This window comes from Streptomyces clavifer (genome assembly GCF_036345975.1).
Lineage (GTDB): Bacteria > Actinomycetota > Actinomycetes > Streptomycetales > Streptomycetaceae > Streptomyces > Streptomyces clavifer.
Window position 1 is genome coordinate 5,737,311 of sequence record NZ_CP107793.1, and the last position, 17,964, is coordinate 5,755,274.

The 17,964-nt window shown below is 72.9% G+C and carries 1 protein-coding gene (cut by a window edge); it reads left to right on the forward strand.

The genetic code is table 11. The features are described from left to right. Window positions 1–17,964 carry the start of a lonely Cys domain-containing protein gene (locus OG927_RS25155; protein WP_330320813.1) on the forward strand. Its footprint extends 21,210 nt past the window's final position, so 17,964 of the gene's 39,174 nt are visible here — the first part of the coding sequence; its start codon is at window positions 1–3; the stop codon falls past the right edge of the window.

Sequence of the window (17,964 nt, forward strand, 5' to 3'; positions counted from 1 at the left end):
ATGAGCATCCAGGTCTCGCCCGAGGTCAACGCGATGATCTTCATCCTCACCGGGGAGAGGCTCATGGACGCCGACGAGGATCTCGCTTTCGAGAGCCGTCGGCCCTACTCCGGCCTGGGGCGAAAGCTGGACAGGCTGTCCTCGCTCATCGACAAGTCGGTCCACGACATCGGCGAGTCCATGCCGGACGACCTCGCCAAGTCGTACGGCAGGGCGATGGGCATGCTCATCGACGACGGCGGCAAGAACTACCTGCGCGACTTCGCCGAGCAGCTCGACAAGATCGCCGAAGGCCGGCGCAAGACCTCCATGGACATCATGGAGTCCAAGTGGCAGGTCATCGCCGAGATCATCCGGCTGCTCATCGAGATCGCCATCTACCTGGCGATGTCCTTCTTCACCGGTGGCGCCTCGGCCAGCCAGATCATGCTGGCCAAGATGCGCAGCCGGTTCTTCATCCTCACCACGCTCAGCCACCTGCTCCAGCGGCTGCATCTGGCACCCTCGCTGACCGAGGCGTTCGCCGAGGCGTTCACCACCTTCGCGGTGCGGCTGGCGATGATGAACTTCGCCCCGGACGGCCGCCGTCCCGACGGCATCGACTGGAGCGACATCGGCAAGGCCGCCGCGTTCGGCGCGGCGGCGGGGTTCCTCACCAGCGTCTTCGACCAGTTCGCGCGGAGCATCGTCAAGAGCTTCGACAACAACTTCCTGAAGAACGCCCCCGATCTCGACTTCAAGAACAACCCCAACCTCAAGAACAACCCGAACCTCGATCTCAACAACGGTCCCCAGCCCAAGCCGACCCCCGGACCGAATCCGAAGCCCGACCGCGACAACCTGCTCAACGACCGCCCCGACCCCACTCCGTACGGGAACGGGCCCAACCCCTCCAACAACCTGCCGGTCACGTTCCGGAACAACCCGCTCTCCTTCCGGAACAACACCGAGTTGTGGCGGAACAACCAGATCCTGCGCTTCAACGCCGACCGGCCCGGTGCGCTGGCCGGGCACTACGGGCTCAAGGGCGTCACCGACTTCCTCGCCGCCGGCTCCGGCGAGGCGCTCGCGGAGATCCTGATCAAGGGCGCGTTCGACGGTGACTGGTCCACCAGCTGGTCCACCTTCGTCGGGGCGGGCATCAGCAGCCAGGTCGAGGCCACGCTCAGCGACACCGCTGTGAACAGTGCCGCCGAACTGCGCCACGCCATCGACAAGCTGCGCCACCAGCCGCCCACCGTGTCCGGCGGCGCGGGCGCCGGTGACTCGGACGGCTCCTCGCGCTCCGGCGACGGTCCGGGGCGCGCCGACGGGCCCTCGGGCAGGGACACCACGGGCGGTGACGGCCCCGCGCTCTCCTCGCCCCCGCCGGTCGCGCAGACCGTCGGGCAGGGGAACGCCAGCGGCAGCCAGTCGGCCCCGCCCCACCTCTCCGAGAGCCCGCCGCCGTACCTCTCCGAGAACCCGCCGCCGTACACGAGCCTGGACCCGCCGCCGTACTCACCGGGCCCGCTGCCCGCGACCGCCGCCGAGAACGCGCTGTGGCAGCAGGTCCACCAGGGCTCTGGCGAGGTCCGTGAGCAGGCGCTGCGTGACCTTGCCGCCCTGCGCGGAGCCCAGCCGCCCGGCAGCGCCGAGATCGGTGTCCGCGACAGCCTGCACAGCAACCTGTCGCAGGTGCCCGAGGTCCGTGTGGTGCCCGCCGGGAACAGCCCCGCGACCCAGGTCGACACGGACGAGGTCCGCCGCGCCCTCGACGCCTTCGGCACCCAGGTCACGGTGGACGCCCCGATCGCGGTGGGCGCCGCCGGGACGGGGGGCGGCCCGGTCACGGTGGACGCCTCGAACACGGGGGGCAGTCCGGTCGCGGAGGGCGCCTCGAACACCGGGGGCAGCCCGGCCACGGGAGGCAGTCCGGCCACGGGGGGCAGTCCGGCCACGGGAGGCACGGGCACCTCCGGCAACAGCCACGCCTCGACCACGGGCAACCCCGCCGCCGGCCCCACCGGAAACGACGCCGATCCGGTGGTGGAAGACGGCCCGGACGCACCGGTGCAGGATGCGGTCGGTGGGCAGGGTGCCGCGCCCGTGACGACCCCCGAGAGCGGTGCCGCAGGTGGACCGGCCGACTCCGCTGCGGTGTCCCCGGAGAGCAACGTCCAGGGGGCTCCGGAGGGCACTGCCCAGGGTTCCCCGGAGAGCAACGCCGATGGCGCTCCGGAGAGCAACGTCCAGGGATCTCCGCAGAACAACGTCCAGGGATCTCCGGAGGAAGCGAGCGGGCAGGACGACCGTGCGACTGCGGTGCCGGGCCAGGGGAACGGTGCTCCCGTCGCCACGGGCGGCAGCTCTGCCACCTCCGCCGCGCCCGGCACGGGGAGCGGAGCCCGGCCGGGTGGCGTCCCCACCGCCGGAGGTGCCCAGGCGGCCCCCTCCAGCACCACCTCCCCCCAGGGCACCCGTGCCCCGGAGGGCTCGGCTCCGGTGGACGGCTCCTCCACCGTCACGGACGGCCCCGCGCAGACCACCCTCACTCCGGAGGCCGTGGACGCGTCCGGGACCGACGTCACCCCGGACTCGGGAGGCGGCGTCCGGGCCCCGGTCATCGACACCACCGTCGACATACCCACGGTCGACACCACCACTGCTCCGACCACCGGCCCCGTTACCGGTCCGGCCGTCGACACCGCCGCCGCTCCGCCGAAGGTGAGCACCACCGGTTCGTTCGCCGGCACGGACGACGGACGTGTTGTCGGCGGCCCGACCGATGTGAAGTCCGAGTCCGCGCCCTTCGGGAACCCCGAGTCCACCCCTGCGCAGCCCCTGACGATCGTGGTGTCGGAGCTGCCGCCGCCGGGGGAGGGGTCGCGCGAGGCGGCCGAGCTGCTGGACGGGGCCGGGACCGACCGGGCCGTGGTGCTCGGACCGGCGGTCACGCCGGACGGGGCAGGACGCCCGGTACGTGCCGCGGTCGAGCTGACCCGCGAGGGGCCGGGCGCCCCGGTCCAGGTCCGCCCGCTCACCGGACCGGCGCCCGCCGCGACGGCTGACGGCACCACCGGTACCACCACGGACACCGCGTTCCCCGGCGCGGACGTGCTGCTGCCGCTCGCGGACGCCCTCGGCCCGATGTCCCGGCCCGCCACGCAGAGCACCGCGACGGCCGACAGCGACCCGTTCACCACCTCCAAGGACACACCTCCGTCGGCGGCGCTCCCGGAGAAGCCGGCTCCCGTACGCAGCACTGGAGCCGGTCCGGACTCCACCGCAACCGCCGTATTCGCCCCGGACAAGCTCGCGACCCTGTCGCGCCCCTGGACCGAGACGGCCGCCGACGTGTACCTGGAGTCGGACAAGGGGGACAGGAGCGACGACGGGACCGGCGGGCAGGTCCCCGGCCCCGGCGCGGGACACGGCTCCGGAACCGGAGGCATCACTCCGCCCCCGCCCGCGCCGGACAGCTCTCCCACGACGCCGTCCGTGCCCCTTCCCACGCCGTCCGCCCGGATCGTCATACGCCCCGCCGACGGCGGTGCCACCGACGGCTCCCGGCGGCTGTGGGCCGAGCCTGTCGTCCTCACCCTGGACGGCCTCACGGTGCCCCTCAGCCAGGTGCGGCGCCTGGTGCCGGATGCGACGGTGCAGCCCCCGCCGGGCCGCGCCGTCCACACGCTGACCATCTCGCAGGACCCGGCGGAGGACGGTACGGCCCGTGAAGCGGGGCGTCGGGCGTTGATCGGTCTGGACACCTTCCGCGGCGTACGCACCGTGTCCACGCCCGGCTCACCCGCCCTGTCGCCGTCGGCGAAGCCGGTCGCTGGTACCGAAGGGACGCCCAGCACCACCCGCACGGTCTTCACCGGCCCGGCGGCCCCGCTCCCCGGCGCAGACACCGACCGTGGTGCCGACTACGTGGTGGCACACGCCACCGAGCGCACCGTCACGCTCGGCACCGACGACGCGGCGCGGCCCAGCGTGAAGGTCAGCGGTGTGCAGCTCGGCGAGATCCTCAAGTCATGGGCGGTGGAAGGCGATCAGGACCGTCCCCTGGTGCTGTACTCCTGCAAGACCGGACGGCAGCCGCAGATCGCGGGCCTGTCGGTCGCGCAGCATGTGGCGAACCGCACCGGGCGCCCGGTGTACGCGCCGACCACCGAGGTGGGAACGGCCCGCGACCGGGACGGCAACGTCCGCGCGGTGCTCACCGAGGGTGCGGACGGCCCGGGGCGGTGGCAGCTGTTCACCCCGGAGCCCAGTGGCGGGGACCTGGACCAGTCGGCGCGCGATGCCGGTCTGCACGCGGGTCCCGGCCCCGCCGACGTGTTCGCCCGCGCCCGCACCCTCCAGCAGATCCGCACGCTGCGCGGCGCTCTCGGCCCGGACGCGGAGCAGCGCCCGGAGAACCGGGAGCTGCTCGCCGGGCTCGCCCATGTGGACGGTCTGCGCTGGCTGAGCACGGACAGCGCAGCCCGGTACGGCGACGGCCGCATGACCCCGGACCTGCTGCGCCGGATGACCACCGACTGGCTCTCCGCCACCGGCGCCACGGCGGCCGACCCGTCCGTGGATCCCACCCCGGAGCAGTACACGGCGTTCCTGCGCGCGGCGGCCGCGCTGCGGGCCGGTGCCGGCCCCGACACCACGCTCGACGAACTGCTGCCCCCGCCGCCCCCCGTGCTGTCCCCGACCACCCCGGTCACTCGGGACGACGTGCGCGGACTCGCGTACGCGCCGGCGGCGGGCATCGCCTGGTCGTTGTCGAGTGCGCCGCTGCCGCTGTCCGAGCTGGCCCTCAGCCCCGAGGACACCGCCGAGCTGGCCCGCCGCCTGCACGACCCGGCGCCCACGACCACCGGACACGAGGTACAGCCGACGCCCGAGCCGCTCGGGGTCGGTGAGGTCGATTCGTACTCGGCGCGTCATACGTACGGGATGCGGGAGAAGTCTTTCAAGGAGTTCCGCGATCTGGCGTGGGACAGCAATACGGTCATTGATGTGCGTCCGACGAATCCGCTGGCTCCGAAGTGGATCGAGGCGGGGGCGGTGCCCAAGCCGCCGGAGATCAAGGCGAAGACGGTCAACGAGGTTGATGTCTTTCTGGGTGCTGATCCGGCGAACGTCGGGTTGGTCGGTTATTTCAAGCCGGTGCTCGTTGATGTGGACAGTGTTCCGGTGGGTGAGCGGGACAGGGTTCTGTCGCGTTTCAATCAGCGGTTGACGGAGTTTCACGAGCTGGCCGGGAAGATGGCCGGGTTCGAGGCGGACAATCGTTTTGTCGTCCGTGACGGTGTGGTGTTCGAGGTGGGTGAGGGCGGTGGGCGGCGTCCGCTCACCGGTGACAATGACGTGTTCGACATCACCACGCCTGACGGGACGCGGGTCGAGCCTTCGGCGCATGATGCGTTGATCAGCAGGATGCGGGCGAAGGACATGGCCGTGACGCACGGCGCGCACATGTTCTGGAATCCGCCGACGGCTTTCGACAAGTCGATTTTCGACAAGATCGTCGGTTCTCATCGGGGCCCCGACGGTGAGCCGTTGCTCCGCTTCCGTCGCGAGAGCAACAACGCCGAGCTCACCTGGACCGAGCCGCTCGGGGTCGGTGAGGTCGATTCGTACGCGGCGCGTCATACGTACGGGATGCGGGAGAAGTCTTTCAAGGAGTTCCGCGATCTGGCGTGGGACAGCAATACGGTCATTGATGTGCGTCCGACGAATCCGCTGGCTCCGAAGTGGATCGAGGCGGGGGCGTTGCCCAAGCCGCCGGAGATCAAGGCGAAGACGGTCAACGAGGTTGATGTCTTTCTGGGTGCTGATCCGGCGAACGTCGGGTTGGTCGGTTATTTCAAGCCGGTGCTTGCTGATGTGGACGGTATTCCGGTGGGTGAGCGGGACAGGGTTCTGTCGCGTTTCAATCAGCGGTTGACGGAGTTTCACGAGCTGGCCGGGAAGATGGCCGGGTTCGAGGCGGACAATCGTTTTGTCGTCCGTGACGGTGTGGTGTTCGAGGTGGGTGAGGGCGGTGGGCGGCGTCCGCTCACCGGTGACAATGACGTGTTCGACATCACCACGCCTGACGGGACGCGGGTCGAGCCTTCGGCGCATGATGCGTTGATCAGCAGGATGCGGGCGAAGGACATGGCCGTGACGCACGGCGCACACATGTTCTGGAATCCGCCGACGGCTTTCGACAAGTCGATTTTCGACAAGATCGTCGGTTCTCATCGGGGCCCCGACGGTGAGCCGTTGCTCCGTTTCCGTCGCGAGAGCAAGAACGCCCTGCTCACCTGGACCGGGCCGTCCGCACCACCTCCCGGCCTGCCCGCGACCGCGTTGGTCTCGCAGGAGGACGTGCGCGGACTCTCCTACGCGCCGTCCGCGGAAGTGGCCTGGTCGTTGTCGAGTGCGCCGCTGCCGCTGTCCGAGCTGGCCCTCAGCCCCGAGGACACCGCCGAACTGGCCCGCCGCAGGCCCGATCTGGTCCCGTCCGTGCAGAGCCGGCCGGAAAGCCTCGCCGAGAGCATGGTCCTGCTCAGCAAGGGCAAGGGCCCAGTGACGGTGCCCGACCCGACGGACCTCGTCCGGGCGGACGGTCTCACTTTCCGCCGGATAGCTGCCCGCGGCGACGGGAACTGCCTCTTCCGGGCGATTCTCGACAGCGCGCGCGGCCGGGACGTGCCGCCCGCCTGGGCCGCGCGGAACATCGCCGGGCTGCGCGGTCTGGTGCGGGACCGCGTCACCGGTACGGAGCTGGGGGCCGTCGCCGACACCGCCGTACCGGACCCGGTGTTCAGCGTGGTGGACGACCTGCGTATGCGCGCCCTGGCGGGCGTGGACAGCGTGGACAACGAGGAGGAACACCAGAGGATCACCGAGGAGTGGAACCGCGTCGCACGGGAGGTCGTCACCGAAGGCAATGCCGACCGGTGGCAGCAGATCATCGCCGACAGCGACTATCCGCAGCTCGCCCAGGTGGCGCCCACCCCCGCCGACGCCCGGCGGCTCGGCGGGCGCGGCCTGCTCGCCGCCGCCGCGGAACGCCCCGGTCTGTGGTCGTCCCCCTTCGCCGACCTGCTCCCGGACGTGCTGGCGCACACCCTCGACCTCGATCTGCGCCTCGTGCGACCCCACCCGCAGTCGGCGGACGCGCTCCTCGTCAACCAGTTGCATCCGGGCGGCACCAGCGGCACCCTGCACCTGGCCTACAACGGAACCGACCACTACGACGCACTGGTGCCCACCACGGAGCCGGTCCCGGACCCCACCACCGGGCCGCCGCCCGTCTCCCAGGACCCGGAGGAATCCGACCCCTTCGGGGAATGGCTGCGCGGCATGGGCGGCATCAGCGACGTGTACGGGCCCGATGCCGCCGACGAGACCCCCGACCGGGGTGACCCGGTACCGCTGGAGACCCAGCTCGAACGGCACCGCCCGGCACGGCTGCTGACCGGCCAGGACGCCCGCCCGCCCGGCCCCGTGCCACGCACGGTCACCTTCGAGGACGGCAGCCGGCTGCCCACCGTCCTGATCGACCCGGGCGCCGATCCGGACGACGGAGCGCCGGGCGGCCGGGCGGACCTGACCCCGCGGACCGGGCGGACCGGACTCTTCACGGGCCCCGGCCTCCTCACGCTGCGCTCGCCCGAGCAGGTGGCCCAGGAGATCATCGGCAAGCTGCCCAAGAAGCTGCGCGCCCAGTTCGACGAGGCGGAGCTGCTGCGCCTGCTGACCCATCAGCCCGCCGCCTTCACCGCCCCGCGCGGCGCCCGCCTCGTGGGCCGGGAGAAGTCCGGGGTCGGCCATGAGATGACGGTCGAGGCCGTCCCGTACCACCGCTGGGAGCGCTTCTCCGACGTCAACGGCGGTACCACCCGCCTGGACACCATGCGGCGTGGCCAGGCGGGTACCGGCGGTGGGCGCAGTGTCGGCTTCGGGCGCCGGATCGCCGCCGGGCTGAGCATGGGCCCACCGCTGAACTGGCTGTTGAAGATCGGGCTCTCGCTCGGCTGGACCCGCAGGACCGACTACACCCAGGGCACCCAGGCGTACAACCAGTCCGAGTACCGGGCCGTGGAGGGCTCGCACCTGCACCTGGACGACGTCTTCTACCGGGTACGCGTGGAGCGGGTCACCGAGGCGCCGAAGACCGACGGCCGGGGCACGGAGCCCGGCACACCCGCGCCGGGTCTCCGCTGGCAGCGCACGGCGGTGCACAACGACGAGTTCGCCATGCGGGACGGGCTGAGCTGGCGGCTGCCGTCCGACTTCACCCTGCCCTTCAAGGGGCCCCGGCGGGCGCCGCAGACGCTCACCTTCCCGGACGGGGTCGAGCCGCGGGCCACCGATGTCACCGGGCTGCACCTCCTGGACCCACCGGAGGACCTGGCACTCGCCCTCTCCGGCGCGCGGCCCGGCAGCTCGGCGCACCGCACCCTGGTCTCGTATGTCCGGCCGGGCCGGGTCCTGGCCCTGTTCGGGCGGCTCTCCGGTCCGGTCAGCGGGCCTGAACTGACCCGGGGCAGCGGCCAGCACCCGCTGGGGCACCTGGTCGTGGAGCGGTCGACCCCGCACCGGGCCACCCTGGTCACCGAGTCCGTCAAGGCGGAGATACGCGACCTCACCCAGACCACGTACCAGAACGAGCGGGGCCACGTCCGCGACACCCGCTTCGGCATCCAGGTCACCTCCGGGCCGAACTACACCGTCCCCGGCCTGGAGACGGACATACGCATCCAGGGCGGCCCCTTGGTCCGCGCGGACTTCAGTGCCGGACGGGGGCACTACCTCGGTACGGATGCCGCCCGCAAGACCACCGGCCGCGTTCGCAACCACCCGGTCGCGCTCTACCGGGTGGAGCGCACCCTGATGGTGCGCATGGCCGGCGAGCCGCGGTCCGCGGTCCGTCCGGTCCGCGTGGTGAGCCTGGACTGGATCTCGACCCAGGACGCGCGCCGGCTCGCCGGCTGGGACAGCCGCACCCCCGGACAGGCGGGTCCGAATCCGGACGCCGAACCGCCGGTGCCGTGGTACCTCACGCAGGAGGACCCGGTCCACCTGAGCGGCCAGGTCCGTGCCGAGGGCTTCCTCCCGGAACGCCCGCAGAACCCGGTCACGACCGGGAGCCAGGACCAGAGCCGGATCCAGCCCCTGCCTCAGCCCCAGGACCAGCCGAAGGACCAGAGCCGGGACCAGGTCCAGGACGGCGGGCCCGCCCTCCAGGGTCCCGCTCCCGGTCCCGCTCCCCAGGACCCCATGCGGGCCTTCGCGGACAGCGTCCTGGACACCCTCCACCACTCGTACCCGTCGTTGTTCGTCCCGCCGTTGATGCTGCGGCACCCCCGGCTGGCCAAGTTCTGGTACGGCGACGGGCGGATGCGGACCGCGCTGCACAACGACCGTCAGGTCCGCGAGGCGCTGAACCGGCCGAGCCTGGCCCAGAGCCTGGACGACCTGACCACCACCGGGGTGCCCGTCACCCTCACCGAGGACGGCAAGGTGCGCCGCGGCCACCACACCCTGATCCTCCGGGCACGGCTCACCGACCGCCGGTTCGAGACCACCATGAGCGAGCGTTCGCTGCGCAACGCGGTGATCGGTACCGAGATCTCAGGGCAGGGCCAGCAGGCGTCCAGCACCCTCTCCGCAGGTGTCGAGCTGGGCATCTCGCCGCGTGACCACGACAAGGTGCCCGAGGTCGGGCTGCCGCGCCGTGCCGGCAACGTGTCCGTCGGCGCGCGTTACGCGCTCACCGACCAGAAGGCCACCCGCAGCACGGTCGCGGTCGCCCACGACAACCTGACGTTCCAGAACGGCGCCGACCTCTACAGCTACCGGGTGGAGCTCGGCGCGACCTTCGAGGGCCACCGCCGCCCGCGCGGCTGGGCCCGGCTCGCCACGGTCGGCCTGCTCGGTGCGGGCATGTTCGTCAGCAAGGTCGAGGAACGCCCGCTGTTCGCCCGCGGGAGCGAGACGGTGGGCCGGGTGGAACTGGCCGTACCCGCGGCACACGGATCCGACCGGCACGCCCCCGCCGACCCGCCGCCCACCGGGCCGGCACCCGTACCTGCGCCCGCCACACAGCTGCTCACCGCGACCGTCGCGGACCAGCTCCTGGACGGCACGACGCCGTCGCCGAGGACGGGCCCGGCAGACCGGCTCCTCACCAAGAAGCTGCTGAGCTCCCCCCACGTGGTGCTCAGCACCGAGGGCGGCCGGGAGCGCCAGCAGCTCATGCAGGACACGGCGGACCGTGCCTCGGGTACCTCCTGGCACGTCAGCGCGCCCGGCGCCCCGGTACGCACCGCCATACGCCGTGCGATGGCGAACCTCGGTGTGGCCGGGCAACTCGGCCAGTACCTAGGCCCGTTCGGCTCCCGGGTCACCGGACTCAACGGCGCGGGGCCTCTCCGGACCCACTACCTGAAGGCCGCGATCCGCGGCGAACTGCAGAACCTGCGGGTCAAGAGCGACCCGAAGCCGGCCAGCTTCGAGGCCACCATCGGCAACGAGCACCGGATCGCCGGCAGCGCGAGCACCGTCTCGCGCAGCACTCTCGGTCTCCAGGGTGCCTACATGCCGCTCCAGCAGGCCCCGGGCGGGCAGGACCCGAACCAGCAGGCGGTCGTCGGCACCTACTCGAACGCCCTGCAGTACGCCTGGGGCAAGGGCCGCGGTGTCTCGCAGACCCTCACCCGGGGGCGCAACACCACCCTCACCTTCGCCGGGCGCATGTATCTCGTGGTCGCCGACGCCGCCGAGACGATCGCGGTGCGGGACCGCTGGACGGCCGCGATGGGCACGGTGGGCACCCGTGCCGGCACCCGGGTCAGCTCCGCGGCCGGGCGGCTCTCCGAAGGTCTCGGCCGCCGTCTCGCCCCGCGCGGGGCCGCCGCCTCACTGCAGCGGATCCGCGACGCGGTGATGTTCCACCTGCCCATGCAGGACGTCATCGAGGCCGGCCTCGCCCCGGACGGCCTGGCCACCACCACCCCGCGCAACCTCGGCGGAGGCTACCGTGTGCCCCCCTTCCTGCGAGGCCGCCGCTTCCCCACCCACCCCAGCGGCCAGCTCGACGCGAGCCCGGCAGTGCCCCAACTGATGGAGCGGATGCGGAAGATCGGGGTGCCCTCCCACGACCGGGAGCAGGTCCTCCAGCGGCTGTCCCCGGACTTCCTCCGCTCCCACGTGCACGAGCTGACGACCGGTGGGATGACTCTCCCGGTCCACTACCGCACCTGGCGCAGCCCGCACCGTCTGCCGGTCGGGGGCAGCCCCGGACAGGTCCTGTTCAAGCTGACCCCGATCACCACCACCGTGGAGCGGGTGCGCACCGGATTCGAGCTGGAGGACTACCGCAACACCGCCCGCGACGACTCCGGCACCGTCTCCCAGGACCGCGGCGCCGACCTGACGTTCAGCGCCGGCCAGCGCGCGGCGGACAGCGGTGTCCTGATCGCCAATCCCTCCCTCCAGGGCACTGCGGCGAAACTGCGTGCGAGCAACCGGACCGAGACCGCCGGCAGTACCGCGATGCCGAACATCGCCACCACCCAGACGCACGCCGAGATCGTCACCGGGTACACGCTGACCGTCACCATGACGGACGCGTCCGGCGACCCGCTCGCCCCCCGCGCCGTCACGCCGGTCGGCAGCCTCAACGAGATCCTCCCGACCAACCTGCTCACCCCGGACGGCGACGGCGCCGACCACGCGCTCACCGAGCAGGACGTGCCGGAACCCCGACGCGCGGTGCAGATGCTGACAGCCGACCAGGCCCGCCCGGAGGGCATCGCCGCCTGGCGTGCCTCCACTACCGGCGGTGCCAGCACCGGCACAGGTGCCCCGGACGTGCTGCCCTTCGACGACCGGATCGGCTCCGGCATCCTCGCCGTGGACATCCGCGGCGCGGCCAACGTGCAGGACGCCCTGACCCTCGCCACCGCGCGCGCCGACGGCCTCGGCGACGGTGACCTCGGCCAGCGGCACACGGGGACCACACTCGCCGCACGCGTACGCATGGCCCGCCACACCCCGCTCACCCGCCTCGGCACCGCCCCCGGCCAGGCCCAGCAGGAGGCCACCAGCCAGGTCGGCCTGACCTCCGGCTTCCTCGAGGCCCTCGGCGCGAACGGCTCACCGCTGCCGACGCAGGCCTCCGCCCGCCTCTTCGGACAGTTCCACACCGCCGACTCCCGCCTCTACGCGAAGATGCACCGCAACGGGGCCCGCCTGCTCGCCGTGGAGAACAAGCCGCGCATGGAGGCCATGCAGCGGTCGAAGACCTCCGACGCGTCGGAGGCGGGCATCACCGACAACGTCGAAGGGGCCGCGGGTACGGCGCCGCTGGCGGGCAACAGCAACGCCGGTATGACCAATCCGGGTGCCACGGTCCCGATCGCGGGCTCCAACGACGGCATCACGGCCAAGAGCACCGCCGACACCACTCTGGGAACCCACCTCAAGGTGGTCACCGACCGCAGCATGCTCTTCGCGCTTCCGGTGAGCTGGCTGTCGGTGGCCGAGGTGGACCACCGGCTCACCGACAGCCGTCCGCTGCGCGCGCTCGGCAACGCCGCACGCGGCCCGCGTGCCGTCGAGGCCGAGACCACCGCCCTCGTCTGGCTGCGCGAGGACATCGCCCGCGAGTACGGCCTCCTGGACGACTCCACCTTCCCCGCCGAGGCCGTCAAGGCCTGGGACGACCTCGCCAAGGCGGTGGGCGACCTCGCCAAGGCCGAGAGCGGCTACTACGACGCCCGCGCGCGTGCCCGGGAGACATGGCTCGACCTGAGCGCGGAGGAACAGGCCGCGCTCGGCGACGGCGACCCCGACCGGGCGAAGCCGCCGCAGGGGGACGCCGCCCCGTCCCCGTCCGTGGTCGCCTGGCAGGCCGCCCGTGACGAGGTCGACCGCTGGAAGCAGCGCACCGACGCCGCGGCCTCCGACCACCACCGGCTGCACCTCGCCGCTGCCCGCCTCACCGCCCACCACCAGGGTTCCGCCTCGGTCACGGTGCCGGACCGGCCGCAGGAGTACACGACGCCGGAATGGCGGTCCGAGGCGCCCGCGCCGTACACGATCAGCGACGGCACCCCCACTGCCCCGCGCACCCTCACCTCGCCGGACGGCGCCACGGTGCGCGAGGTGCACGACATGCCGCACGACGGTGCGTCGTTCTTCCACGCGCTGCTCGCCGCCGCCCAGGACCGGGGCCGGCTGTCCTACCTGCTCGGCACCGACCTCGCCGACCGCTTCATGGGTGACCCGGCCGACCCCGCGGTCACCGCCGAGGCCATCGACGCCGCCCGCGAACGCCTCGCCTGGGCGCTCGGGGAGGACAGCAACAAGGACCTGCTCGACGCCCTCGCCATGGATGCCGCGGACACCTTCACCCAGGACGAACTCGACGAGGCGGGAGTGAAGCTCAGTCCGGCCCAGCAGGCCGAGTTCGACGCGTTCGGCCGCCTCCCGCAGAACTTCTGGCCGGCCTCCGGGCAGCGGGTGGCACTCGCCCTGGTGGCCCTGTCCCGCCCGTTCGCGAGCGAGCCGCGGCCGGACGGCACACCGGTCCCGGACGGCGAACCGGCCCCGCCCGAGCGCCGCGCCGGCGACCACGGCGGCGCCGACCTGCTGCCCGCCCTCGCCGCGCGGGTCCTCGGTACCCCGCTCACCGTGGTGACCGGTGAGGGACGCGAGCAGCTCTTCCTCCCGCACGGCAGCGACCCGGCCGCCGTCGACCCCGTGGGCGATCCGGTCCTCTTCGCCGCCGACGGCTTCTTCCACGCCGCTCTTCCGCCCGGCACCCCGCCTCCGGTCGCCACCCCGCTGCCGGCCCCGGCCATCGCGGCCGCATCCGGCACGGACACCGGGACCTCCGGCGACACCACGCGCACGGCGCAGCAGCCGCCCGCGCACCGCAGTCACACCAACCCGCCCTGGATGCCGCCCACCGACAGCACCGGACCGCGCTACCGCCTCGACCGCGACGGTGTCCTCACCGCACCCGACCGCGCCACCTACACCCAGGGCACCCCCACTGGCCGAGGCAACGGCTTCTTCGGTGCGCTCTCCACGGTCCTGAACCAGGCCGCCGAGCAGCCCGGACTCGCCGGCGCCGAGGCCGCACGGCTGCGCATGCGCGCCGCAGCCACGCCCGCCCAGCTGATGCGCCTGAACGGACTTCCCGGCGACCCGTCCGAGCGCGGCTCCCTCTTCACGCCTCCGCCTCTCCGCCACCGCCCCGGCGCGCCCGCGCCGACCGCGGACGCCCGCGAAAGCCACCTGCGCCGCCACCTCACCGAGGCCCCGTGGGGGCCCGGGGCCGACCGTGCGGTGGCCGAGTGGGCAGCCGCCGCGACCGGTGCCACCGTCACCCTGATCGAGGAGAACGGCACCGCCCACACCTATCCCGGTCCGTCGGCCGACTCCGCCCACCTCCGGCTCCGCCGTCGCGGCGGCGACTTCGTCCCACTGACCCAGCGCACTCCGGCCCCCGAGGCGGTGGCGCCGCAGAGGCGGGACACTCCTCCGCCTCCGCCCGCGCCGGAGCAGGACGCGGCTGTGGTGCTTCCGCCTCCGCCCGCGCCGGAGCAGGACGCGGCCGTGGTGCTTCCGCCTCCGCCTGCTCCGGAGTTGGGCGTGGAGGACGCGGCTGTGGTGCTTCCGCCTCCGCCCGCGCCGGAGCAGGACGCGGCCGTGGTGCTTCCGCCTCCGCCTGCTCCGGAGTTGGATGTGGAGGACGCGGCCGCCGTACCGCTGCCCGCGTCCCCGACGGGCAGCGACCTCCCGGGGCTCGAGGGCGAGGAAGAGGCGTACGAACTCAGCACGCTGTCCGGTGCCGATGCCGAGGGGATCAAGGCGACGGACACGGCAGAGGCCGGACCGCTCCTCCTGCCGCCGTCCGCGCGATCCCGGCGCTCCGAGGCCGAGGCGCTGGCGCAGTTCCGCTTCACCGACGACACGAGCGACACCGACAGTGACGGCGAGAGTGAGGACGGCGCACCGGACACCGCACACGAGGCCTGGCTCGACCTCCTCTTCGGGCCCGCGGCCAGGCACGACTACTCGCACGAGACGCTCGTCGACACGGCTTCGTCGCTGCGGGACCTCGCGCGGGACCACGCGGATCCGTCGTTCGTGGCCACCGGCGTGCTCGACGAACTGCACGACCTGACCAGGCAGGTGCTGGGCCTCGGCCCGGACACCGAGGTGCACGCGCGGCACCTGCTGCTCCTCGGCTCCCTGGCCCTGAGCGCATCGCCCGACGAACTGGCCGACGCCCGCGCCCTCACGTCGTACCTGACGCGCCACGACGCGGCCCTGGGCCGGGGCACCCGGCTGGTGGCGGAGGACGGTACCGGGCGCAACTGGACCGGCACCGGGGGCCAGGCGCCGCCGCTGAACTCCTACGCGATGCAGAGCGAGGACGGCGGCCTGGTCACCTGGACCGCGCCCTGGTCGGATCCCTACGTCGTCCTCGCCCAGGAGAGCGCGGACTCCGTCCAGCTGGTCACGCCCCGGGGCAGGCTCACCCTGGACGACCCCGGTGAGTTCGCCCGGCTCCTCGCGCGGGACCCGGCGCGGCACCCGGGAGCCGATGTCGTCCTGGCCTTCCCCCATGACGACATCGCGTTCCTGGCGCGGCACGTCGCCGACCTGACCGGCTCCAGGGTCTGGTACTCGGAGCACGGCCCCCGCCCGTCCACGGACTGGCGTTCCGGCACCGACCACATCACCGTGGGGTCCGTCCCCGGCGGGCCCGGCACGGCGTGGACGTCCGTCGGGCCGCACCAGGACGACGACAGCGAAGGGGACGTCGCCGACATCGTCGACCTGTACGAGGACGGCTCCGAGCACGCCGAAGGGGCCGACGCACGCCGGCCCAAGCACCTGACCACGACGGACTACGGCGTCGTGGACCACCGCGGCGACGGTGTGCTCTTCCGGAAGCCCGGAGCGATCCGGGGCGCCTGGCAGACCCCGAGGATCCTGGAGGTCACGGAGGACGCCCCCGAACTCGCCATGTCCGTCCAGGACCACCGCGAGACGCCGGCCACCGAGCGGCCCGCCCTGCGGATCTCGTCGGACCGCACACTCGCGGTCGAGGACGGTGCGTACGGGCAGCAGGTCTTCGCGACGGCCGAGGCGGTCGCCCGCGCCTCCGCCGACCTGGCGCGTTCGGGCCTCGCCGTGCGGCTGCGGACCGACGAGGACCTGAGCATCCTCCTGCCCACCCCCGACGGGAACAGCAAGCAGCTGTTCCGTGTGACACCCGTCTTCCTGACCCGGTCGGGCCAGTCCACCGAGGAGGTCTGCAGGGACTTCGCCGACATGCTGGCCGACAACTCCCGCACGTCGCACATGGTCTTCCGCAACCCCCGCAGCGGCCTGGTGGTCACCGCACCGGTCAACGCCTCCGACGGGGTGGAGGTCACCGGGACGCACCACCTCGCCGACGCCCTGAGCCAGGTCGCGGACGGCGACGTGTCACCGGACACGGCGGATCCGGCGTGGGCGGCCTCCTTCGTCCGCCGGGACGACCGGCCCACCGGCGGCGACGACGGTCCGCTGCCCGGCCGCGCGTACGGCAGCGCGCTCAGCCTCGCCCAGCAGGTCGACCCGCGCCGTGACGTCCTGTCGGACGCCGCGAGCCGGATCGGCGTCAACGAGCACGCCTGGGCCGGTGTCGGCGAGGGCTACGTCGTCCAGTCCGTCGCGGCGGCCGGCGCCCAGGGGCAGCCGAGCCTGGAGCACAACTACGCCAAGCCGCAGACCGCCGCCAGCCGCGCGCACTTCGGCTACCACTTCGCCACCGTGGTCCTGGCCAGCGAGGACGGCAGCCACCAGATCTCCCTGGAGAACCACGCCCGGGCCTCGCAGCGCAACCAGCGGCACCGCAGGGCGGTCACGGCGAACCTGAGCGAGCACGGCCTGGACGATCTGCGGGAGATCGTGTCGCAACTGCGCGAGGAGATCGAGCGACGGCAGGGAACCGACACCGACGAGCACCTCACCGAGCTGCGCGGACACCTCGACCTCGCCCTGGCCCTGGTGAGGGCGAAGCAGGCCCAGGCGGAGATGCGCGCGGCCGCCCCCGGCTCACCCGAGCGCGCCGCGGCCGAGCGGACGCTGGAGGGCGCCACCCGCGCCGCCGCGTCCCGCGTCGGACAGCTCGAACGCGTCATTCAGGGCAAGCACCAGTGGTACATGCGGATGTACTCGCAGCGGCCGGGCGAATCGGCCCACGACACCAACGCGGAACTGCTGGACGACAAGCCCTCGGCCGAAGCCAATCCGCTCACCGCGGTCGTGCTCCGCGGCCAGCACGCCCCGCCGGCGTCCATCTCCTTCCCCAAGGGCGCCCAGCAGACGCCCGACAGTGCGACGCACTCCCTGCGGCACCTGGCCAAGGTGGTGGCCAGGACGGCGATGTGGAACGCCGGTAACGGGTTGCCGCTGCCGGACGTCAAGGTGACCGGCCTGCGCAGCGGGCGCCTGACCGGCCGGGACCTCGCGAAGACGCGGGCCGAGGCGGTCACGGCCTCGTTCCGGCAGGAGCTGGCCGACGCGCTCGCGGCGCTCCAGGACGGCACCCCGCAGCCGCACGTCACCGCCGACCTGGTGACGGTCGTGCCGGTCTCGGTACGCGGCCGACAGCCTTCCGACGGGGACACGGGCGCCTCCACCGTGACCATCACGGTCGACGACCACCGCGGTGGTCCGCGGCACATAGCCACCCGCGGCCGTCTGCGCGGCGGCTCACGCCACGGCGGTCTCGACCCGATGGCGGAGCAGTGGCCGATAGGAATGTCGATCACTGTCATGCGGCCCCGCTTCGGCGCTGTCGACCCGGCCTTCGTCGTGCCCGCCTCCGAGGCCCCCGCGACGGACCTCCCCACGCCGGCCGGGTCTGCGCCGGACGGGTCCGCGGACAGGGTGACTGCCGGGACCGGGAAGGGCAAGGCC